Here is a 19,897-nt window from a genome sequence, read left to right on the forward strand (position 1 = left end):
CTTGCAAAAGTTGTGACGTGGAACATACGACGGGCCCGGTTATGCGTCAATTGCACAGGGTGTGCACAAAAGTAACCGAAGTTACCAACTAGTAGCTTGATCTTCCGCTGAACGATGTTGCCCGGGTGAAACATTCACTTTTGAAGGATTCACCTCAGGGCTCCTGATGTACTCGCGGCGCCCCGATCCGATCGATCCGGTCCCGTCCCCAGGCGCCCAGCGGCTCCAGTGCCGCGTTGAGCGCGACGCCGATCTCGGTCAGCCGGTACTCCACGCGCGGCGGCACTTCGCGGTAGACGGTCCTGCTCACGATCCCGTCCTCCTCCAGCTCCCGCAGCTGCTGGATCAGCATCTTCTCCGAGACCCCCGGCAGCCCCTTGCGCAGCTCGCCGAAGCGCCGCACGCCGTGGTTCTCCAGCTCCCAGAGAATCAGCGCCTTCCACTTGCCGCCGACCACATCCATCGCGGCATCGATACCGCAGAAGTACGGCCCCGATCGCTTCGCACCCACCGTCCACCTCACTACCTGCTCACAAACCAATTGGTAAGTACCGGACTAAATAGTAGGTACTTGCCTCTCCGCCGGGCAACGAGCACTCTTGGTCACAGCGCGCTGACCAGGACGTTTCTCGAACCCAAGGAGTTGAACCCGCAATGGCGGAGACCACGAAGACCCCGGTGACCATCCTGGGACTCGGTGCGATGGGCCAGGCGCTGGCCGCCGCATTCCTGAAGGCCGGCGTGCCGACAACCGTCTGGAACCGCACCCGCGGTAAAGACGCCGAACTCCTCGCGGCCGGAGCCGCCACCGCCGCGACCGTCACCGAGGCGATCGGCGCCGACGGCCCGATCATCGCCGTACTGCTCGACCACGCCTCGGTGCGCGCCACCCTCGACCCGGTCGCCGCCCGACTGGCTGGACGACAACTGATCAACCTGACCAGCACCGCCCCCGGCGAAGCTCGCGAACTCGCCGCCTGGGCGGCCGGACACGACTGCGACTACCTCGACGGCGGAATCATGGCGGTGCCACCCATGATCGGCCAACCCGGCGCCTCCATTCTCTACAGCGGCTCCCGGACGGTCTTCGACGCACACCGCGAAACCCTCGAATTGCTCGCTGCCGCGGAATACTTCGGCGAAGACGCGGGCTTCGCCTCGACCTACGACTTCGCCCTGCTCGCCACCATGTACGCCATGTTCGGCGGCTTCCTGCACGGCGCGGCCATGGTGCGCTCCGTCGGTGTCCCCGCCGCCGAATTCGGCCGACGAGCCGCCGCGTGGGTCGGCGCCATGGCCCAGTCCTTGCCACATCAGGGGGCCGTCATCGACACCGCCGCCTACACCGACCCGGTCCAATCCATCGCGTTCCACAAAGCCGCACTTGACGCGATAAACCGCGCCAGCCGCGACGCGAACGTCACCCTCGACTTCGTCGCCCCCTTGAAAAACCTTCTCGACCGTCAGGTCGCCGACGGTCGCGGCGCGCTGGGATTCGAACGAACATTTGAAGAACTCCTCTGACCCGCACGTCAGGCTTTGAATTCCGCGATCGCCCGCGCCCAAACGATGCAGCATCGCTTCAGCTATCGGTTTGCGGCGTCCCGGCGGGGGTACCGCATGCACGTCGGAAACGGGAATAGGTAAGGAATCTGCCATGAGCAAGCGATCCCTCAGCAAAGGTGACAAAGTGGAATGGAAGAGCCACGGCAGTACCGCCGAAGGCGAGGTGGAAGAGGTGGTCACATCCGACACCGAAGCTGCCGGTCGGACCGTCCGGGCATCCGAGGAAGATCCGCAGTACCGCGTGCGCAGTGCGAAAAGCGGTCGTGACGCGGTGCACAAACCCGACGCTCTTCATCGGCAGGACGATTGAAATCATGACGACAGACAAGAAGGGCACGCGTGCGGAATTCGACAACATCGTCAATATGACGGCCAAAGAACTACGTCGTTGGCTCGACACCGACGAGTCGAAGTCGGTCGGACAGAAATCGGATGGCGGCGGCGAGTCGACCGGGCACAGGAGCGGACGCCGCATCGTGGACATCCTCGAGAAGATGCCCTTGCGCTCGTAGCGCAGATCAGCCGGTGGTAGCCGGCGAGTCAGGAGTTGTCCGCTCGATCACCCAACAGTGGCGGCGAGCGGAGTGCGGCAATGACTTTCGGCAGTTCGGCCCTGCGGCAGGAGAGCGCCCGATGCGGTGGCTGGACGGCACAGTCGCCGACCCGGCGCGGGATCGTTGAGGAGCGTCCCGGCCGGATCGAGGACGCGATTCACTCGATGCGGACGATGCTCTTGCCGTGGGTCACTCCGCCGGCCAGGTTCGCGATCGCGGTCTCGACGTCGGCGAGGGTGTATTCGGCGGTGATATCTACGCGCACAGAGCCGTCGGCGACCAGCGCCATCGCGTGAGCGGCACTGTCGGCGAGCCGCTGCGGGTGGGTCTGGCCTGCCAGATTGCTGTTGTAGGTCATCAGCGACTGACCACGCATCAGCAGATCGTTGGCCGACACGGTGACCGGCTCGAAAGTGGCGATGTTGCCGTAGACCACGATCCGGCCGTGCGCCGCGAGCCGGGCGAGGCTCGCGACCCGAGTGGGCCCGCCGATCGGGTCGAGAATTACGTCGAAGCTCTCCTCACCCAAGACGTCGGGGAATTGTTCACGCTCGAGCACCTCGTGATAGCCGAACCGGCGCGCGTAATCGAGCTGACCGGCGTTGCCGACGACGCCGACAATCCTCTCCGCGCCCGCGGCGGCGGCGAATTGCCCGGCCAGCGACCCGACACCACCAGCGGCGGCATGGATCAGGACGCTGTCCCCCTTCCGTACTCGGGCGACGGTATCGACCAGGTCGTACGCGGTCGGAGTCACCCAGCCGAACGCGCCCGCGGTGCGTGCGTCGACGCCCGAGGCATTGATCGCCAGCACCGCCGGTGCGGTCACGACCTCGGCGTAACCGCCCCCGCCCACCAGCGCCACGACCTGCTCGCCGATCCTGTCGTCGTCCACGCCCTCCCCCACCGCGATGATCTCGCCCCCGACTTCGAAGCCCGGTACGAACGGGCGCGGAATCGGGAAATGCCCCGCGCGCACCAGCACGTCGCCGTACTGCACGCCCGCATAGGCAACACGGATGGCGACCTCACCCCGTCCGGCCACAGGCTCATCGGTCTCCGAGATCCGGAAAGTGTCATCGGTGTCCAGCACAACAGCCTTCATCACATACAACCTTCTATGTTGACTCAGTATCCTGATACAGGAACCTACTCAGTATCAGGTACCTGAGTCAACTTAGGGAGTTGTGTCATGGGCGATGTGCCTGTCGAGGAATACGTGTGCACCCGGCTACGCCGCGCGGAGCAAGCGCTTATGGCCCACCACGAAACGGTGCTGCGCGGCTACGGGCTCACCATGACCCAATACACGGTGCTGCTGACCCTGTCCCGCGAAAACGCCATGTCCGGCGCCCAACTGGCTCGCGCGTGCGGAGTCACCCAGCAGAGCATGGCCACCGTCCTGACCGGCATGCAGAGCAAAGGACTCATCGACCGGCAACCGTCCGCGGTGCACGCCAAAGTCCTCATCGCCACTCTCACCCCGGCAGGCCATGGCCTGCTCGACCGTGCCTACCAGGAAGTCATCGTGCTCGAACGCGCCCTCACGGACCGCTTCACCCCCGAGGAGCACAGAAGGTTCTGCGAGTTCCTCGACCGTGCCACCGCAACCCTCGTCGAACAAACCTCGACCGGTCACGGCGGCTGACCCGGCCATAGGCGGCTACGGCCGCTGCCGCGGCTGCGACACCGAGATCCCGATCCACCTCCTTCGAGTGATTCCCACCACCCAGTGGTGCCTGGATTGCCGACGGCATCTGCCTGCCTTCGACGGTTCCCGCTCGCTGCGACGCGGGCGCGGTATCCGGCCGTCGAGGATCAGGCGACAGTGACCGGTTCGGGCAGCTCGGCGAGTTGTTCGGTCAGTTTGGCATGGATCGCGGCGACCGCGTCCCGGCCCAGCGGCAGTCGCAAGGGGGGCGTGGGAGATTCGACGGCGGCGATGATCTGCTGTGCCGCATGGACGGGATCTCCGTACACATTCGGGTCGAGGTCGGCCAGACGCTCGCGCGCCGCCTCGACGCTGGCGGCGTAGTCGGGGTGCTGGACACTTCTTTGGACAGGCCTTCGTTCATACCTTCCACGGCGAACTCGGTGGCCGCGTAGAGACCCAAACCCGGCGAGGGGGCCGCGACACCCGCCACCGATGAGATCTGCACGATATGGCCGCGCTAGCGCTCCCTCAGCACTGGCAGACAGCCGTATGCGTGATCAGGTCCATCCGGTCGCGGCGAGCAGCAGCAGGGCGGAGATGGCGAGCACCAGGCCGAGGATGCCGCCGTAGAGCAGCGGGCGCGGGCCGGTGGCGCGCATGCGCCGCCAGTCCAGCGAGGCGCCGACGGCGGCCAGCACCGCCGCGACCAGCCAGCCGCTCACCGCGGTGGACATGACAGTCCACCTCACGGGCAGCACCCCGGTTCCGGCGATCACCGAGGCGGCGAGGAACAGCACAACGAACAGCGGGATGGTGCGCCACATCGGGGCTGTTCCAGCGGCGTCCCGGCGGGGCACGCGGCACTCGGTGAAGTGCAGCCCGATGCACAGCGGCACGATCATGAGGCTGCGCGCCAGTTTGACGATCACCGCGAACGACGCGGCCACCGGTCCGAACGCCACACCGGCGGCGAGCACCGAGGAGGTGTCGTTGATCGCGGTGCCTGCCCACAGACCGAACGCCTGCTGCGAGAGGTCGAGGATCCGTCCCAGTGGCGGATAGACGAGCACCGCAACGATATTGAAGACGAAGATGGTGCCGAGCGCGTACGCCACCCGGTCCCGTGCGGGCGCGATGACCGCGGTGACCGCCGCGATGGCGGATGCTCCGCAGATGGTGGTGCCCGCCGCGATCAGGATCTCCGACTCGCGGTGCAGTGCGAGTAATCGGCCCACGAACACCGCCGCGACCGCGCCTGCCAGCAGCGTGCCCAGTAGCACGACTGCGGTGTCGCGTCCGACGGTGAGTACCGCGTCGACGGGCAGGTCCAGGCCGAGCAGCACGACGGCGCAGGCGAGCACGCGATCGCGGGTGAACGCCAGGCCGGGCGCGAACCGCCCGGTATCGGTGCCCCCGCCGCGCACGAGCGCGCCGATGAGGATGCCGGCGGTGAGGGCGGTCACCGGCGCGCCGACCGCTGGAACGAGGCGCCCGGCGACGGTGGACAGAGTAGCGAGGAACGCGGCCAGCGCCAGGCCGGGGACGAATCGGTGCAGCGTGTTCACCTGCCCGATGGTGGCCGCAGCGGCGCTTGCCTGGTAGACCGCGATTCCCACCGACGTCATAAGCTCGGCTTATGACTTTGGGCCCTGAAACTCCCGATCTCACCGTGCTGGACCTGATGGTCTCGGTGGCGGAGACAGGCAGTCTGGGCGCGGCCGCGCGCAGGCAGGGGATCAGCCAGCCTGCGGCCAGCATGCGGATCAGTGCGCTGGAGCGCCGGTTACGGCTGCGGCTGCTCGATCGCGGCCCGACCGGTTCGGCGCTCACCGACGCGGGTCGCACCGTGGTCGAGCACGCGCGGACGGTTCTCGCGGCAGCGCATGCGTTCACGAACGCCGTCGCGGGTCTGCATGCCGAGCGGGCGCCGCGGGCGCGCATCGCGGCCTCCAAAACTATCGCCGATCACCGTATTCCACAGTGGCTGGCGGCCCTGCGGACAGTCCGGCCGGACGCCGTGGTGGCGCTGGAGGTCGGCAACAGCCGTCAGGTGGAGGCCATGGTGCGCGAAGGCGCGGCGGACATCGGTTTCGTCGAGGGCCCACACCCTCCAGCTGGTCTGAGTGGCCGGGTGCTGGGCACCGACGACCTGGTCGTCATCGTGGGGCCGGACCATCCGTGGGCGCGCCGCACCGAGCCGGTCACGCTTCGCGAACTGGCCGCAACCCCGCTGCTGTGGCGAGAGCCAGGGTCCGGTACTCGCGATACGGTGTGGGAGATCATCGCCGCGCACTGCACGCCCGCTCCCCCAGCCGCGGAACTCGGTTCCGCCGCAGCCATTCTCGGCGCGGTCCGAGGCGCGATGGCGCCCGCGGTGCTCAGCGCTCTGATCGCCGGACCCGAGCTGACCGCGGGCCGGGTGGCGCGGGTGCCCGTCGCGGACGCCGCACTGCTCACCCGCCGGTTCCGCGCCATCTGGCGCCGGGAGACCCCTCCCACGGACGCGGTGGAAGCTCTCGTGCGATGCGCGGAGCGGATCGAGCGGGCCCGCGGGGGCCTTCCCGTTCCCCCGGATCGCTGATCTGAACTACTCGGCGTCCCTCACCGCGACCTGTTCCAGCGGAACATCCGTGGGGGTAGCGATCAGTCCGGTAATCCCACGCGTTCTCGATGGGAATACCGAGTTCGTACCTGCCTGGAACTGGCAACGTAGGGGCGCTCGTATCCGCGAGCCGCAGCAAACCCCTGGCCACCGCCACACTGCGCAGCTCTCACCGACCGCGAGGAGTCGGTCGAACTCACCCACCAGCCCACCGTGCTTGTGGTGGGCGCGCCGTGGGTACTCGCCCGACGGGCAAGGACGAGGGCTGCTCGACGAGGGGTATGGGCCGTCGAAGGTCGATCATCGTCGCCGTGCGCAGTCTGCGTTCGCGCCGCATGATCGGCCCGAGTTCCGGCGCGCCGATCGATACCGTCACGGTGCAGTCACCGGGGCCCAGTGCCGCCAGCATCCCGTTGCGGACGGTGGCGGCGAGCGGCTGGAGCAGTATCGCGACGCAGAGTTCTATCGTGAACTCCCCGACCGAATTTCCGTCGACGGTGACGTCCAGGCACGGACGGTAGGTCTGGGTGATCTCGTGTTCGAACAGCGTGACCTGTTCGGTTCCACCGGCGCGGGTACGCATCGCCGCCGAGCGCAACCGGTCGTAGCGGCGCCAACCCCCGATCGCGACACTGCCCAGGTCGACCTCGAGCAGCCCATCGATGGTCTCGGCCACCTCGTGCAGCGCCACCGACCCCAGTGTCCGGGCCACGGCCGGCGCCCGGCGAAGGGCCAAGCGTTCGGCGCCCCTTTCGTGCAGGCACTCGGCCAGCTCACCCACCTCGACATCGTGCGGGGCGTTGTGGAACAGAACTGACCGAGCACTCATCGACGCTGGACTCGTCATCCGAGCACCTCCTTGACGTTCAGCCACGGCTCGCAGGCCCGCAGCCGCACCCGCACGTCCGGAGCACGGGGGACCTGGCGAACATGGATCATCGGGGGGACATCCGCGACCACCCGCACGTGTACCTGCGGAAGACGCGGATCCTTTTTGCGCGGCGCCTCATTCGGGCGTTTCCGGCGACCGCGTACAACCAGCGCCGCGGCGCCGAGGAGGAGAAGGAACCCTCCGAGGCCGAGTATGTCGCCGACGCCGGTGTCCTGATCCCTGTCCTCGGCTTGCCCCGGCGACGGTGGACGCTCGCCGGACGGCTCTGTGTTCGCGCGTTCGTCGGTAGTGGTGACCAGCCGCGCGGGGATCATCTCGATGGATGTCCGCGCGGCAACGCCCTGGGAGGCTCCGACGCACGCGGCGGAAATGGCGTGCGAACCCAGCTGGACCCCTTCGGGAACATCGACGCGCACATCGAACACGCCACCCCGTACCTGGGCAGGCGCCGATGCGGACCAGTCCGGAAAGGCCCGCACCAGGTCACAGGGCCAGCGCTCGCCCCGCACGGTGATAGCGGTGCCGAGTTCTGCGGTGGCCGGAGCGACGAGCGCGGGCGCGGGACTCTCGGACGGTACGGGGGTCGGGCCGGCACTCGATGGTCGCGCAGTTGTCCGGAGCGGTTCGCTTGTGGTGGTCGGCGGATTCGGCCTGGTCGTCGTGGTTGTCGGCTCAGGATTCGTCCCCGTGGCCGTGGGATCGGGCGTCTTGGTGGTGGTCTGCGGCTCCGTTTCCCCAGTCGAAGGCGGCGTGCTATCTGTCGGCGTGCTATCTGTCGGCGTGCTCACCGGCCACACCGGCCCCGCCGTGCTGGGCGGGACGGGCACGGTGGGAATCGGCTCCGGTGCCGCGACGGATACCGGCACGACGCCGAACAGGCCTGCTATGGCCACCGCGACAAGAAGTGCTTGCGAGTCGTTTCTCATGATCACCTCCCCCCGAGGCCGGTATGCCCTCGAGGATCCAGTCGAGTGTGGGCGCACATCGTCCTCGTCACGCGAGTAGCTACCTACCTGTTTCCCCGAGATCCGCTACGGCTTCAGCCCCTCGATAGTCGCCCGAGGAAGGATCAGCTCACCGCGTGGCCCACAATTTGACCAGCTCAGAAGACTTCTGGGGTGCTAGCGATGCCTCCGTAACCCGGTACGCCGTCACTCTCCCCGACCCGTATCGCGCTGATCGATCACCACAGGCAAATATTTGGCATTCACCGTTCGCTTGTGCACACGGGCGGTGTTCCCGGAGCAGCTTGCCTGTCGGTCCGGGCCGGCTGACGCGCCTTCGGCCGAGGCGAGCATTGGGCCCATGGCCGCGAGGGATCAAGTGCCGGCTACTCGTATTCACAGCACAACGGGTCCGATCGGCGAGCAGTCACGCGGACGGCATCCCGGTCACGCTCGGTATCCTCGGCCGCGCGGTCGAGCAGCGCTAGAGCCGCACGCCGGTGGCCCCATTGCATAGCCCAACATGCGGTCACGCACCCAACCGAACGGCGCCTCATCGACCTCCCGCCTGCACGGATAGTCATGCGACCATCCCTCCCGACATGCTCGAGAATCCGCAGGTCCAGCCGCGATTTGGTCCACGCGGAGTGATCCGATAATCTTGCTGAGCACACCGGTCCGGGTGGCGGAATGGCAGACGCGCTAGCTTGAGGTGCTAGTGCCCTTTATCGGGCGTGGGGGTTCAAGTCCCCCTCCGGACACAGAAAACGACCCATTTCTGCTACAGAAAACGTGTCAGGGCACTGCCCGGACACTCGCCCTCCGGCAGAGCCGGTGACCTGCGGTTTTACCCCTGGGCGGGGGTGAAATTGTGACCGAGAACACACTTCTACCGGTCCTCCCTGTCTTCTCCGCGGTCGATCAGCCCGCAGTCAATCGAGCGATGTGCGGTGTGCCCGGCCTGCCACTAGGCAATGTCGAGCAACCTCCCGCGCGCACGGCAGTACACAGCATCCGCCCGGTCGATTCCAACGGCCGCGTAGTCGACAAGGCCGTGCTGACCGCGTTGGATTGGCGGCCCGGTGACCAGTTGTCGTGGCGGCTCGCGGGCGGGCTGATCGTGATCAACCGCCCCGGGTACGGCCGCCGCGGTGTCACCAAATACGGGCACCTCTCGCTACCGGCGCCGGTCCGTCGCGGGGCGGGCATCCGTATCTATGACCGGGTTCTGCTGGCGGCGGACCCGCAGCAGGAGCTGCTGGTTGTCTACCCGCCGCATGTGCTCGATGAGATCCTCGCGCGCCGCTTCGCCGAAGGAGCGCACGCATGAGCGCGCGCGCCGCGGCCGACATCGCCACGATCCAGATGATGATGGAACGTCTCGGGCTCAGCATCGCCGACCTGTCGGCCGGGACCGGGTCAGCACCAGCGACACCGGCTTTCGCCGAGTACGTCCCGACAGTGCTGGCGGCGATGCCGGACGGGCGCACTCGGACGCACTACCGAACATATTGGAACAAGATTCTCGCCCAGCCCGGCTGGGCGCAGCGGCGCCTGGACGAGCCGACGACCGCGGATCTGCAGGGGTTGTGTGAGGCGATCCGCGCACAACGGGTGATCCGCCGCAGCGACCGCGGGGGCCGCGAGGTGCTGCGTCACGTGACCGACGCGTTGCGGCGGCTGTACAAGCACGCCGAGGACAACCGGGTGATCGACCCGCGCGACAACCCTGCGGTCCGGTTGACCAAGCCGAAGCGCACTCGCTCGAATCGGCGTGCGTTGCACAGCGATCTGCTGGCGCAGATCGTTCATGTCGCGGCGACCACGGGCAACGATCCGGAGTTGGATACGTTGTTGCTGCGGCTGCACACCGAGACCGGATGCCGCCGTGGTGGGGCGCTGGCGTTGCGGCCGCAGGATCTGGATCCGGTGCAGTCGCTGATCCTGTTGCGGGAGAAGGGCGGCACCCAGTTGTGGCAGCCGGTCTCCCCCACCCTGATGCGCGCGTTGTGCCGGCACGCTGAGCAGCGCGGCGCGGCACCGAACGAGCAGTTGCTGCGCGCCCGCAACGGGAAACCGATCACCCGCCGCCGCTACAACGGACTGTTCGAACGCCTCGGCCGCCACCTGCCGTGGGTTCATTCTCACGGCATCTCCATCCACTGGCTGCGCCACACCACGACCACGTGGGTCGAACGCCATTACGGCCCGGCGGTAGCGAGCGAGTTCGCCCGCCACTCCCACAACGGGAGCGGAACGACCGGCATCTACACCACCGCCACCATCAACGAAGTCGCCGCCGCCCTCGCCCACCTCACCGGCGAACCCCACCCCTTGGCCACCACCAACTCGGCCCGGGACCGGGCCGGGAACGGAGTGGCGACCATCCCTGCTCTGGAAGGTGCGTGATGACCAAGAGCCTTCACACCGACCGATCCACTTCCGGCCAATCCACCTCCGACACACCCGCATCCAACGAATCCGATACGCGTCAGGACGAATTCGTGGTCCAGTCCGGCCGGTGGTGGATGCGTCGTGGCCAGCATTTGATGCCGACGGATCTGGCGCAGCGGGTCGCCCAAGCCGAGCAGCAGGTGCCGTGGCAGGGCCACCGTGCGCTGTATGACGTGCACAGCGAACGGGAGATCGCCGCCGAACGGGCCCTGCACGTGTGGATGCGCACCAAGCAGCGCCGCCAGCGCAAACGCGTCTTCCGCGCCGAGCTGGCGAACGCGGATCGCGACCGCCGCGCCGCGGCCGCGATAGAGCGCGAGGACGCCATCGAGCAACGCTGGCATCGGCGCGCTCGCGCCCAACGGGACCGTGAAACCAACCCCGATGCGCTGGAGGGGATGCTGCACCGCCGCGCGACCCGCTCGTCGTGGCGGCTGCGCGCGGTCATGGCCATCGGGTTGCTGTGGTCTGCGGTCAACGTCGGCCGCAACCTGACCCCGGACGGCGCGAGCGGGGAGGTGAGCTGGTGGCTGCTGTGGGCGCTGAGTTTCGGTATCGAGGCGATGATCTCGGTGCCGATCCTCGAGATCATGGCCCAGGCCGCCACCGCCGCACGCCTCGGCATCACCGTGCAACGCACCAAGATCCTGCTGTTCGAAGCCGTGCTCTTGACATCCACGGTCGGACTCAACTGTGGCCCGCACCTGGCTGCCGGTGATCTGGGCCGCGCCGCGGAATACTCCGTGGCCCCGATCATGGTGGTCGTGTTGATGTGGCTGCACGCCTGGCTCACCGCCCGCAACGCCGAGATGATCGCCACGCTCGCCGCCCGCCGCTCCGAAACATCCGCGCACGAATCTTCTGCCTCGGATGACAGCGGTGTCGGCTCTGCAGATCGCGCCGTAGCTTCTGGTCGGCCGGCATTGTCGCCGGTAGCGGTGCGACCGGCGGATCCCGCGTCGGCGACCACGATCGCGGCCCCGGGATCCGAATCGGTGGGTTTCCCACCGCCAGGCCGGAACGGGGCAACCGCTGTCGCCATCTCCCCCGAATTCGATGAACAGTCGACATCTCAACCGCCCGCTGAAGCAACACCACAAGCTGACGGGGGCATCACGACGACGATGACGGTCAGCTCGTGCGCTGAGATCGCCGAGCAGCTGGTGCTGCGCAAACTCGTGCAGAAGCCCGCCCCGCAGATCGTGGCCATTTTGCAGCTGGCCGCCCAAGGCCTCAACGCCAACCGGATCGCCACCGAGATGAGCGCGATCACCTCGACGCCGTGGGCGCGCTCCACCGTCGACCGCATCATCGCCCGCGCCGAATCCCTGGGCTTCGACCCTGCCACCGCCGACCAGGGGGTTGCGGCCTAACCCGACATTCCAAGCAGTCACCGCAGCACCGCACCCCGCTTGAAGACGCGCTAGTTCCGGAACCAGAAAGGACGCCACGACAGAGACTCGCCGCTGGAGTCGGCTTGACCGGCCGACTCACAACCCCCGAAAAACGCGTAGTGCCCCCAGTTGACGGCTGAGGGCACTACCAACAACACAACCCTGAAGGCTGCTGATGCCAAGCACCCCCAAGGGTAGCTCACGCCTGCGCGCACCATCAACCGCTGCCAACCGCAGCGGCGACCACGCACGCCCTCCTGAAGCCGAGCTACCCGCTGTACCCGAAAGCCGTTCGCGCACAACCGGTAATGATCAGACTGATGCCGCCGCGGCGCGTGCGGTGTTCATGCGGTTGGCACCCGTGCTGGCCGCGCGCCGCTCGATGCGCCTGTGGAACCCGAGCCTGGGGCGCTACAACGACCACGCCCGGACTCTGACCCGGAAACTGCCCGATCAGCCTGCGGCGGTGCCGATCTATCGCGACGGCCGCACCCGACTGCTGGCGCTGGATTTCGACAGCACCCGCGACGGCACCGCAACGGTCGAACGCGACCTCCAGCGCTGCCTGGGATGGGTTCGGGAGGCCGGCGGCCGCGCGATCACCGACTGCTCCACCAGCGGCGGCCGCCACATCCTCATCCCGCTGCCCCTCGGGGTCACCCTCGACCTCGCCCAGGCCGAAGCCCTCGTGCGGCTGCTCGCTGCGCGGCTGCCCAGCCTGGACATCACACCGATGCTCAACCCCGCCACAGGCTGCATCACCCCGCCCGGATCACGCTGCAAACAAGGCGGATACCGCCGACTGGACGGCACCATCGACGACGCGATCGACACCCTCACCACCCGATCCGCGCCCGGCTTCGTCACCCGACTGCACCACCTGCTGGCCGGAACCACGCACGACGCGGACACCGCGCGCGCAGCGTGCGCGACTCCGCGCGCATCACGCGCGGCCAGCACGACCGCGCACGCCATGCAGCTGTGGGAAGGGGAAGGCGAGCGTGCGCGGTTGCGCGCGGAATACCGCCGCCACGGCCCGATCTCCGCCACCGTCGAAGCCTTCGCGCGCGAGGGCGCTGCGCCCGCTGATGGCCGCTGGATGACGCGCGCGGGTCGGCTGGATCGCTCCGCGGCACGCCAATCCGTGCTCGCCGCCGCGGTCGTGCGCGGCTACTCCTACCTCGACGTGCGCGCCCAACTGCCTACCGCCGGGGGCAGCTGGCGCGGGTTCGCCGACGCCTACCACCGCTACGGCCGCGGCGGCGACGCAGCGATGCGCCGTGACTGGGTCTCCGTCTGCCGGTGGGCCGAGCGCACCGTCCCCGAATTCCTGTCCGTGGCGCACAAGACAAAAGACACAGGGGGTACACCCCGGCCCCGCCTGGCGGCACACCTACAGCAGCGGTGGCTGGCGGCCGCGACGCTGTGGGTGCACGCGCAGTGGCCGAGATCCCCGCGACGGTGGACCGTGCTGACAGTGTTGCAGGCATTGGCATGGGCTTCCGCGGTCAGCGGGCAGATCGCACGTGGCGTGCCCCTCGCCGAGTTCGGCGGCCGATCCCTGTCCCTGGCCGCGGGCGACCTACCCGAATCCACCGTATGGGGCGTCCTACGGGAACTGCGCGACCTACCCGGCGCACCGATCCTCCGCATCCGCCCAGGCCAACGACTCCTCGCCGACCGCTACGCCTTGGTCACACCCCACCACGGCGTCCACCCCATCCGCCCCGACGAGGCTCAAATCAGCCGCGCACGAGTGGAACCCGTCCATCCCGCCTGGTCAGTCCTCGGCCTGTACTGCCGACATCTATACGAACTCATCACCCGCGAAGGGCTCACCACTCCAGCCGACGTGTTCGCCGCCGCTTCCATCAGCCTCAGCGCCGGATACAACGCCGTGGCCGTCCTCACCACCGCCGGACTGATCACCCATACCCACGGACGCCTACAACCCGGGACTACCAGCCTCGACGACGTCGCGCACGCGCACGGCCTCCACCACCGGCGCATCGAACGCCTCACCCGTCACCACCAACACCGCTCAGCCTGGAAACACTGGCTCCACCAGCACACCGGAGGCGACCATTGCCACGCTCAACTCCGCGCCGTGGCCAGGCAGCAGCGGCCGACCGACATAGCCACCGCGCTCCACCGAACCGAGGCACGAAGAAACCTCAACCCCTGCGCAGGCACCGCAGCGTCTGACGGATCCCGACTCGGGAGCGCCCGTGAGGCGGAATACCAGCCCCATGTGTTTACACCCGGCGCAGTGGCGGTTGCGCCCACCGTACGGGGCGGATCCGCGCGCGGCGTGCGCGCCATGCCCGAGACCGGCGACCGCGAGCGCAGTGCCTGGCCCAGGCTGTCCGCGCAGCGCGCGCGATCGTCGGCCAGCACCATCGATGAACGCGCGCACACGCCATCCGGCCCCACCTGCCCGCGCGTCCCAGTCGAGATCTACATGGAGACATCCGCCGCGCCGATCGCTGGTGGGCGTTGGTTGATCGAAGCAGACTCGACTGTGATCTACGAGCGCCCCACCGGGGTGAAGGTGGCTTCCACTGTTCCCGCAGCCCTCCTTCGGAACTCACCATCATGGAGACGGGTTCGTAGCGGGTGATCGGCCGAGGTGGAGCCGTCCGTAAACCGAAGAGTCACCGTGTTTTCGGTGTGTCGGCATGTAACGGTCGGCGCTGTCGCGGCGAATAACAGCTGGGTGCAGGTGTTGTGGTTACCGCTCCGGTGGCCGGTACCCGACGTTGGATGCGCGCGCTGCCGCCGAACCAAGCACACGATTCCCCTTGCCCGGCGGCAGCGCCCCCACTGCAGGGTGCCCACTCCTACCCGGTGAGCGGGTATCGGGCTCATGCCGGGCCCACGGTAATCGGCGGCGTGACCACCATCCACGCCGCCACGGTGGAGCGCACAAGCTGGCCGATGAGGTGGCCGTCGTTGATCTGCTCGAAGTGCGGTGGTGTCCGTGCGAGGAGGGCACTGCTACTTCGAGCCGGGCAGAGCCCTGGCCAGCCCGGCCCACACACGGCAGCCGGTGAGAGGCACGCCATGAGAGGGCCACACCGATCAGGCTGGCGGGCAGCCGCATTGAGGAGCATCTCACTGGTCCCCTGGACCCAATCCTGGCCGGGCCCCGGCCCCGAGACCAGTCGCACCTAGCCGATGCGTGAGTGCTGCTCAGTTGAATCGGCTTGATGTGGGCCAGGTGCCGTGCTCGTATTGAACGATGTATGAGGGATCGTACTGGTCGACCGAAGCCGGTCTTCGCCTCAAGGATATTTACCGATCCGTATCAACGCTGCGGCTTGGCCTCGATCAAAACCCGATTACGAAGGAGACGAAGGGAAAAGCGCGCAAGCGAGAACTCCGTGATCGCATGCTCCGGGACGCCGCCACGTGGCATCGGATGGACGAAAAGTACGGTGGCCGGTGGCCGCGTTCCCGGGCGCACCTTGCGCTGGACATCTGACTACGCACAACCAAGCGTGACCCCGCCCGCATCGACAAGTACTGCAAGTGGTTATTGGACGAACTCGGCGGCACACATGGCGATCCGATCGTGTACACCGATGACCGGCAAGTAAAGATGCTCTTCGCTCGCCTTCGCCGCGATGCGGACGAGCCGTCGATCTACGTCACCGCGCAGACAGTGGCGCAGGTGCGAGAAGGGCTTCGGCGCGTCGACAACCTCGATGCCCGATGGACGGTTGGCCATGCCAACTGGCAGCTGGACATGCACAGCGATCGGGATGACGGCTACTACGACGGCGTGCCCGTCGGCTTCTGGCACGCGGTCGGCGCAGATGCTGACACCATCGATGAATTCGCCCTTCGTGACCACGTTCGGCGCCGACTACGCGACCAGCTTGACAGCTTGGCGGTTACCGACCAGCTGTCGTCGTCCACAGTGTTCGCTTATGCCGATGAACGTTTCCGCAAGCGCGCACGCCTGCCGGCCACGAACGAGGCACTACACCGGCTACTGGACTATGGTCTCGCCGTCAATTTGGGTCCGTTACCGACACGACCAGGTGAATCTTCAGCATTCAAGACGCGGACAGCTTTCGGATTGGCCAAGCTGTTGACCAGGCGGCCCTGGATGACTCCGTTGTTGCCGTCAGTCGGAGTCACGGTGTTCTACCTCGAAACCGGTGCAGGTAAAGACCTCGACAACATCTTCGGTGACCCCGAGATTTTACCGATCTTCATCGACACAGTGAGGCCGCCCGTCTCCCCGTTGGCGGACCATTCACCGATCGACGATCTACGAACGTGGCGGGAACATGACCGCGACCGGTCTCCCACGGCCACCGGCGACATAGCATTCATCGAAGCAGTCGCGTTGAAAGACATCACGGATGAACGACTTTTGCCTGGCGCCGTCGTTGTAGCGCTCTCACACGGGGAACGGTTGGAGAGCTGGTGGGACAGCGCGCTCGGCTTTCTGGACGATGACAACGACGGAGCCAACTGATCCGCGGGCCCCAAATCGCAGACTCGGAGCTTGTCGATCGGAAGCAGGATCGCGCGCAAGACCGGCAACGACTCCCCGCTCGGAGTGAGTCGTGGTGTGCGCGCAGTGCGCGACACACTCGAATCTGGGGACATCACAAGCCTATCGCGCGCGATCGTTGGTTAGTGCAGTCTGTGAACGCACGCTCGGCATCCTGTCCGTGCGCACGTGGTGGTCGCGATCCACAGAGAAGCGGCGGCCGCCGCGCCCATTCTGGGTGGACGCTGGTAGACAGCGTGGACTCGTCACACGCCTGTACGCGGTAGTGGCCGAGACCGCGCGCGGCATACACCATCCCGAGCGCGCCGCGCGCGACAGCGCAATCGCGCGCGGGCCTGCAAGTGTGGGAGGTGAGTGCGAGCGAGCGCGCGGAGTGCCGCCGCGGCCAGCCATCATCCCGGGACCGCGTCACCCAACGGGTAGTCAAGGTCGGCGTCGATGGCGGGCCCGTTGTCGCCGCTATAACCCTCGGTGCCGGTCCCCGCCACCGTGGTAATGGCCTCGATAGCGATAGCTGCTGTGCTCATGGAAGCCTCCGTCTTCTCGAGTTCCCGGATAACGACGGTGCATCACAAGTGCTGTGAGGGCACCGCTTCGTGGTGCCCTCACGCAGGAATACCCCCCCACCCCCCGAATACCCCACAGACAAAAAAGCTACGGAGAAAACGAGGGCTGACCTGTGATGATGCGGTTGCGCTACGGAAATGAAGCAGTACTGCCGATGGCCAGAACAAGATCATCAAGCTGAGCTTCGGTGCGCCTACGAGGGGTTATCCACCCGAGGACCAAGCAATCCCTCGGCCTGGGCTGTGAGGCGACACGAAATCGTCAGTTGCTGCGCGACATCAGACGAGGTGGCCGATTTGATCGCTCAGCTTGAACAGGCCAGTGGTGATCGTCAGCCCGGAGGTCGGCATGGGCGTCATTCCCGCCACGCGCTCCGGCCGCCTCTTCCGCGACGAGATCGGCATCCTCAACCGGCGCCTCGCCCAGGTCTGCGAGGAAGCCTTCCTCGTCGTCGCCGGGCTCCCGCTGCGACTCAAATAGCGCCGCGCGCTGCACTGCCGCCCCGCGCCGGTGCGCGAGCCCGCTCGACGAGATACGACCCGCCGTGCAGGTGGTCCGTAGACCCCTATTGTAGCGCCGCACAGGAAGCGCTGAAACAACAGCCGGCCACGCAAGGCGCGACTCATGGCATCACCTTTTGACCAGCCAGTGTCGTTTGCCACCGTTGTGGGTTCTGGCGCAGGAAACGTGACGGCGCGCTGGTCGGAGTGTTGCAGTCCGACGGTGGTCAGTGGTAACAGTGACATGCGTGCGCTGGTGATCTTGTCCGAAAGTTGTTGCCACACTTGGACTCTGTGGTGATCGGGGACGTCCGGAGCGACGGCGATGGGGTGGTCGTGGAGGCTATGGTTGCCACGCCGATGGCCCGGTGCTCTGGATGCGGAACAGCGTCTGGGCGTGTGCATTCCCGCTACCGGCGCCAGCTGGCCGACGCTGCGGTTGCCGGGCGCACGATGGTTCTGTCGCTGGTCGTGCGACGCTTCTTCTGCAGGAATACCGATTGTTCGGCAAAGACTTTCGCCGAACAGGTGGACGGGCTCACCGCCAAGCGGTCACGTCGGACCAACCAGCTGACGTCGATGCTGACCACGATCGGACTGACCCTGGCCGGTCGAGCCGGCGCACGCTTGGCACAGCGGCTCGGATTGTCGGCCAGCCGGGACACGCTGCTGCGACTGGTCCGTGGAGTGCCAGATCCACCGGTTGGCGCGGTAAAAGTGCTGGGTGTCGACGATTTCGCCGTCCGGCGGGGCCGCAGGTACGGCACCGTGCTGCTGGACATGGCCACGCACCGCCCGATCGACATCCTCGCAGATCGGGAGGCCGACACCTTGGCAGTGTGGCTGTCGGCGCATCCGGGGATCGAGGTCATCACCCGGGATCGCGCCGGCACCATTGGAGGGCGCCCGGCGCGGTGCGCCGCAAGCTACCCAATGTGCCGATCGCTGGCATTTGTGGCGGAACCTGGGCCAAGCGGTGGAGAAAACGGTCATCGCGCATCGTGATTGCTTGCGCGAATCATTCACTGCAACAGCAGGTTTCCGCAACACACCTCGACCTGTCCGATCGGGCCGCGTCGAGGCCGCCGATTCGGTACCGCGGGTGGAAGTATCCGAGGTCGGGGATCGGTTCGCGCAGTTGCGGGCCCGCACCATCGAGCGTTATCGCGCGGTGCAACAGTTGCGCAGCGAAGGCAAGGGCCTGCGCACGATCGCGAAGAGCTTGGCATCGACCGGAAAACGGCCCGGCGGTTCGCCACCGCGGTCGATCCGGAAGACGTGATCGCCGCTGCCACCTCCCGGGCAGCGCTGCTGGACGATTTCGTTCCGCACCTCCTCGCGCGGTGGAACGCTGGATGCACCGATGTCACGGTCCTCACCAAGGAGCTTCGCCAGCTCGGCTACCGAGGCAGCCAGCGCACCGTCTACCGCTACCTGCAGCCCTACCGCGCCGGCCGGAGGAAGACACGGCCCGCGGTGGTCCCGTCGGCGGCGCCGAAGATCCGCACCGTGACCGCATGGATCATGCGGGACCCGGACACACTAGCCACCGACGATGCTCTACAACTCGCAGCAATTCTGGCCTGCTGCCCGGAACTCGAGGCCACCCGCCGCCACGTCGGCGCGTTCGCTGTCATGATGCGCGACCTGCGCGGTGACCCCTTCCTGAGTGGATGGCACAAGTCCGCGCCGATGATCTGCCGGCGCTGCACTCGTTCGTCAACGGACTCGAACACGACTTCGCAGCGGTCACCGCCGGGCTGACTCTCCGGTGGAGCAATGGCCCTGTTGAAGGCACCGTTAACAAACTCAAGCACCAGAAACGCCAGTGCTTCGGCCGGGCGAAACTGGATCTGCTGCGCAAGCGTCTGCTGCTCAGCCACGCTACCGTCGACCAGCACCGCCCGGCGAAATGATCACGCTTCCCGCGCCCGGGCCCTTCACCCTGGCAGGCGACACGAACCCTCTCGACGCACCGTGCACAACCAGGGCTCGGCCCTAGCGGAACTCAATGCACGGAACTCGGCTACTTAAGACTACTTATCAGCGAACGGTGCTTCGGCGAGCACGGACACCTACTTAACACAGGACCGTCGGGGGATCTCACGCCAGATCGGTGCCGGGTCCTGATGCGTCGTTTGTCAGTTGGCCGGGTCGAGGCGACGGTGTGTCGTCCCGACTCGGCCGTCGGAGTGTGGGATTGTTCGTGGTTCGAGTCAACACCTTGAACTGAAGCTGTGAT

21 protein-coding genes, 1 tRNA gene and 2 pseudogenes are annotated in these 19,897 nt (G+C 67.0%); 16 read left to right on the forward strand and 8 right to left on the reverse strand.

Annotated features, from left to right (window positions below; all coding sequences use genetic code 11):
* Positions 1-154: 154 nt before the first annotated feature.
* Positions 155-511 (reverse strand): winged helix-turn-helix transcriptional regulator, encoded by a 357-nt coding sequence (locus ACZ6DL_RS21345; protein ID WP_466053464.1) that lies wholly within the window; start codon positions 509-511, stop codon positions 155-157.
* A gap of 143 nt (positions 512-654) precedes the next feature.
* Here ACZ6DL_RS21345 and ACZ6DL_RS21350 point away from each other — a divergent pair, with 143 nt between their 5' ends.
* The 3 genes from ACZ6DL_RS21350 to ACZ6DL_RS21360 all read left to right on the forward strand — a co-directional run bounded on the left by ACZ6DL_RS21350 (position 655) and on the right by ACZ6DL_RS21360 (position 2,078).
* Positions 655-1,524, forward strand: coding sequence for an NAD(P)-dependent oxidoreductase (locus ACZ6DL_RS21350; protein ID WP_466053466.1), 870 nt, complete (start codon positions 655-657; stop codon positions 1,522-1,524).
* Positions 1,525-1,657: 133 nt separating this feature from the next.
* Positions 1,658-1,876: a hypervirulence associated TUDOR domain-containing protein gene (locus ACZ6DL_RS21355; RefSeq protein ID WP_466053468.1), complete on the forward strand. Its 219-nt coding sequence runs from the start codon at positions 1,658-1,660 to the stop codon at positions 1,874-1,876.
* Between the two features lie 4 nt (positions 1,877-1,880).
* The gene (locus tag ACZ6DL_RS21360) at positions 1,881-2,078 is read left to right on the forward strand and encodes a DUF3140 domain-containing protein (RefSeq protein WP_466053470.1); all 198 of its coding nucleotides are present in this window, start codon (positions 1,881-1,883) and stop codon (positions 2,076-2,078) included.
* A gap of 199 nt (positions 2,079-2,277) precedes the next feature.
* Here the strand turns inward: ACZ6DL_RS21360 and ACZ6DL_RS21365 are convergent, their stop codons facing one another.
* Positions 2,278-3,225, reverse strand: a complete 948-nt coding sequence (locus tag ACZ6DL_RS21365) for a quinone oxidoreductase family protein (RefSeq protein ID WP_466053472.1) — start codon at positions 3,223-3,225, stop codon at positions 2,278-2,280.
* Between the two features lie 87 nt (positions 3,226-3,312).
* Between ACZ6DL_RS21365 and ACZ6DL_RS21370 the strand changes: the two genes are divergently transcribed.
* Positions 3,313-3,768 carry a MarR family winged helix-turn-helix transcriptional regulator gene (locus ACZ6DL_RS21370; RefSeq protein WP_466053474.1) on the forward strand — a complete coding sequence of 152 codons (456 nt, stop codon included), beginning with the start codon at positions 3,313-3,315 and terminating at the stop codon, positions 3,766-3,768.
* A complete protein-coding gene (locus ACZ6DL_RS21375; protein ID WP_466053476.1) occupies positions 3,719-3,952 on the forward strand; it encodes a TraR/DksA C4-type zinc finger protein in 234 nt (77 codons plus the stop codon). Before ACZ6DL_RS21370 ends, ACZ6DL_RS21375 begins: the two co-directional genes overlap by 50 nt.
* Here the strand turns inward: ACZ6DL_RS21375 and ACZ6DL_RS21380 are convergent.
* The 3 genes and pseudogenes from ACZ6DL_RS21380 to ACZ6DL_RS21390 form a co-directional block, all read right to left on the reverse strand.
* Positions 3,939-4,100 (reverse strand): hypothetical protein, encoded by a 162-nt coding sequence (locus ACZ6DL_RS21380; protein ID WP_466053805.1) that lies wholly within the window; start codon positions 4,098-4,100, stop codon positions 3,939-3,941. The genes ACZ6DL_RS21375 and ACZ6DL_RS21380 overlap by 14 nt on opposite strands.
* Before the next feature lie 74 nt (positions 4,101-4,174).
* Positions 4,175-4,279: pseudogene (locus ACZ6DL_RS21385) on the reverse strand (short-chain dehydrogenase); the annotation flags it as partial.
* A gap of 52 nt (positions 4,280-4,331) precedes the next feature.
* A complete protein-coding gene (locus tag ACZ6DL_RS21390) occupies positions 4,332-5,399 on the reverse strand; it encodes a YeiH family protein (RefSeq protein ID WP_466053478.1) in 1,068 nt (355 codons plus the stop codon).
* A gap of 11 nt (positions 5,400-5,410) precedes the next feature.
* On the opposite strand from ACZ6DL_RS21390, the gene ACZ6DL_RS21395 reads away from it, so the two are divergent.
* Positions 5,411-6,355, forward strand: a complete 945-nt coding sequence (locus ACZ6DL_RS21395; protein ID WP_466053480.1) for a LysR substrate-binding domain-containing protein — start codon at positions 5,411-5,413, stop codon at positions 6,353-6,355.
* Between the two features lie 217 nt (positions 6,356-6,572).
* Here the strand turns inward: ACZ6DL_RS21395 and ACZ6DL_RS21400 are convergent, their stop codons facing one another.
* Both ACZ6DL_RS21400 and ACZ6DL_RS21405 read right to left on the reverse strand, forming a co-directional pair.
* Complete coding sequence (locus tag ACZ6DL_RS21400; RefSeq protein ID WP_466053482.1) at positions 6,573-7,223, reverse strand: hypothetical protein; 651 nt, start codon at positions 7,221-7,223, stop codon at positions 6,573-6,575.
* Positions 7,220-7,777, reverse strand: coding sequence for a hypothetical protein (locus ACZ6DL_RS21405; RefSeq protein WP_466053484.1), 558 nt, complete (start codon positions 7,775-7,777; stop codon positions 7,220-7,222). The genes ACZ6DL_RS21400 and ACZ6DL_RS21405 overlap by 4 nt, the downstream gene beginning before the upstream one ends.
* Positions 7,778-8,888: 1,111 nt before the next feature.
* On the opposite strand from ACZ6DL_RS21405, the gene ACZ6DL_RS21410 reads away from it, so the two are divergent.
* The 6 genes from ACZ6DL_RS21410 to ACZ6DL_RS21435 all read left to right on the forward strand — a co-directional run bounded on the left by ACZ6DL_RS21410 (position 8,889) and on the right by ACZ6DL_RS21435 (position 16,549).
* Positions 8,889-8,973: transfer RNA gene (locus ACZ6DL_RS21410), tRNA-Leu, on the forward strand.
* A gap of 110 nt (positions 8,974-9,083) precedes the next feature.
* Positions 9,084-9,542: a hypothetical protein gene (locus tag ACZ6DL_RS21415; protein WP_466053486.1), complete on the forward strand. Its 459-nt coding sequence runs from the start codon at positions 9,084-9,086 to the stop codon at positions 9,540-9,542.
* On the forward strand, positions 9,539-10,621 hold the full coding sequence (locus ACZ6DL_RS21420; RefSeq protein WP_466053488.1) for a tyrosine-type recombinase/integrase: 1,083 nt from the start codon (positions 9,539-9,541) through the stop codon (positions 10,619-10,621). Before ACZ6DL_RS21415 ends, ACZ6DL_RS21420 begins: the two co-directional genes overlap by 4 nt.
* Complete coding sequence (locus tag ACZ6DL_RS21425) at positions 10,621-12,039, forward strand: hypothetical protein (RefSeq protein ID WP_466053490.1); 1,419 nt, start codon at positions 10,621-10,623, stop codon at positions 12,037-12,039. Before ACZ6DL_RS21420 ends, ACZ6DL_RS21425 begins: the two co-directional genes overlap by 1 nt.
* Positions 12,040-12,406: 367 nt before the next feature.
* A complete protein-coding gene (locus tag ACZ6DL_RS21430) occupies positions 12,407-14,680 on the forward strand; it encodes a hypothetical protein (RefSeq protein ID WP_466053492.1) in 2,274 nt (757 codons plus the stop codon).
* A 918-nt stretch (positions 14,681-15,598) separates the two neighbouring features.
* Positions 15,599-16,549: a hypothetical protein gene (locus ACZ6DL_RS21435; RefSeq protein WP_466053494.1), complete on the forward strand. Its 951-nt coding sequence runs from the start codon at positions 15,599-15,601 to the stop codon at positions 16,547-16,549.
* A 431-nt stretch (positions 16,550-16,980) separates the two neighbouring features.
* On the opposite strand, the gene ACZ6DL_RS21440 is transcribed toward ACZ6DL_RS21435, so the two are convergent.
* Positions 16,981-17,115 carry a hypothetical protein gene (locus tag ACZ6DL_RS21440; RefSeq protein WP_466053496.1) on the reverse strand — a complete coding sequence of 45 codons (135 nt, stop codon included), beginning with the start codon at positions 17,113-17,115 and terminating at the stop codon, positions 16,981-16,983.
* A gap of 352 nt (positions 17,116-17,467) precedes the next feature.
* On the opposite strand from ACZ6DL_RS21440, the pseudogene ACZ6DL_RS21445 reads away from it, so the two are divergent.
* The 4 genes and pseudogenes from ACZ6DL_RS21445 to ACZ6DL_RS21460 all read left to right on the forward strand — a co-directional run.
* Positions 17,468-17,635: pseudogene (locus ACZ6DL_RS21445) on the forward strand (bifunctional adenosylcobinamide kinase/adenosylcobinamide-phosphate guanylyltransferase); the annotation flags it as partial.
* Between the two features lie 419 nt (positions 17,636-18,054).
* The gene (locus ACZ6DL_RS21450; protein WP_466053498.1) at positions 18,055-18,660 is read left to right on the forward strand and encodes a transposase; all 606 of its coding nucleotides are present in this window, start codon (positions 18,055-18,057) and stop codon (positions 18,658-18,660) included.
* Between the two features lie 97 nt (positions 18,661-18,757).
* Complete coding sequence (locus tag ACZ6DL_RS21455; RefSeq protein WP_466053500.1) at positions 18,758-18,937, forward strand: hypothetical protein; 180 nt, start codon at positions 18,758-18,760, stop codon at positions 18,935-18,937.
* A 391-nt stretch (positions 18,938-19,328) separates the two neighbouring features.
* Positions 19,329-19,571, forward strand: coding sequence for a transposase (locus ACZ6DL_RS21460; protein WP_466053502.1), 243 nt, complete (start codon positions 19,329-19,331; stop codon positions 19,569-19,571).
* The last annotated feature ends 326 nt before the right edge of the window (positions 19,572-19,897 follow it).

This window comes from Nocardia sp. NPDC041819, assembly GCF_055590505.1.

What these genes read in the sequence shown, in the direction of transcription:
- ACZ6DL_RS21350 (WP_466053466.1), top strand. Translation starts at nt 655, where the DNA reads ATGGCGGAGACCACGAAGACCCCGGTGACCATCCTGGGACTCGGTGCG.
- ACZ6DL_RS21355 (WP_466053468.1), top strand. Translation starts at nt 1,658, where the DNA reads ATGAGCAAGCGATCCCTCAGCAAAGGTGACAAAGTGGAATGGAAGAGC.
- ACZ6DL_RS21360 (WP_466053470.1), top strand. Translation starts at nt 1,881, where the DNA reads ATGACGACAGACAAGAAGGGCACGCGTGCGGAATTCGACAACATCGTC.
- ACZ6DL_RS21365 (WP_466053472.1), bottom strand. Translation starts at nt 3,225, where the DNA reads ATGAAGGCTGTTGTGCTGGACACCGATGACACTTTCCGGATCTCGGAG.
- ACZ6DL_RS21370 (WP_466053474.1), top strand. Translation starts at nt 3,313, where the DNA reads ATGGGCGATGTGCCTGTCGAGGAATACGTGTGCACCCGGCTACGCCGC.
- ACZ6DL_RS21390 (WP_466053478.1), bottom strand. Translation starts at nt 5,399, where the DNA reads ATGACGTCGGTGGGAATCGCGGTCTACCAGGCAAGCGCCGCTGCGGCC.
- ACZ6DL_RS21395 (WP_466053480.1), top strand. Translation starts at nt 5,411, where the DNA reads ATGACTTTGGGCCCTGAAACTCCCGATCTCACCGTGCTGGACCTGATG.
- ACZ6DL_RS21400 (WP_466053482.1), bottom strand. Translation starts at nt 7,223, where the DNA reads ATGACGAGTCCAGCGTCGATGAGTGCTCGGTCAGTTCTGTTCCACAAC.
- ACZ6DL_RS21420 (WP_466053488.1), top strand. Translation starts at nt 9,539, where the DNA reads ATGAGCGCGCGCGCCGCGGCCGACATCGCCACGATCCAGATGATGATG.
- ACZ6DL_RS21425 (WP_466053490.1), top strand. Translation starts at nt 10,621, where the DNA reads ATGACCAAGAGCCTTCACACCGACCGATCCACTTCCGGCCAATCCACC.
- ACZ6DL_RS21430 (WP_466053492.1), top strand. Translation starts at nt 12,407, where the DNA reads ATGCGGTTGGCACCCGTGCTGGCCGCGCGCCGCTCGATGCGCCTGTGG.
- ACZ6DL_RS21440 (WP_466053496.1), bottom strand. Translation starts at nt 17,115, where the DNA reads ATGAGCACAGCAGCTATCGCTATCGAGGCCATTACCACGGTGGCGGGG.
- ACZ6DL_RS21460 (WP_466053502.1), top strand. Translation starts at nt 19,329, where the DNA reads ATGGCACAAGTCCGCGCCGATGATCTGCCGGCGCTGCACTCGTTCGTC.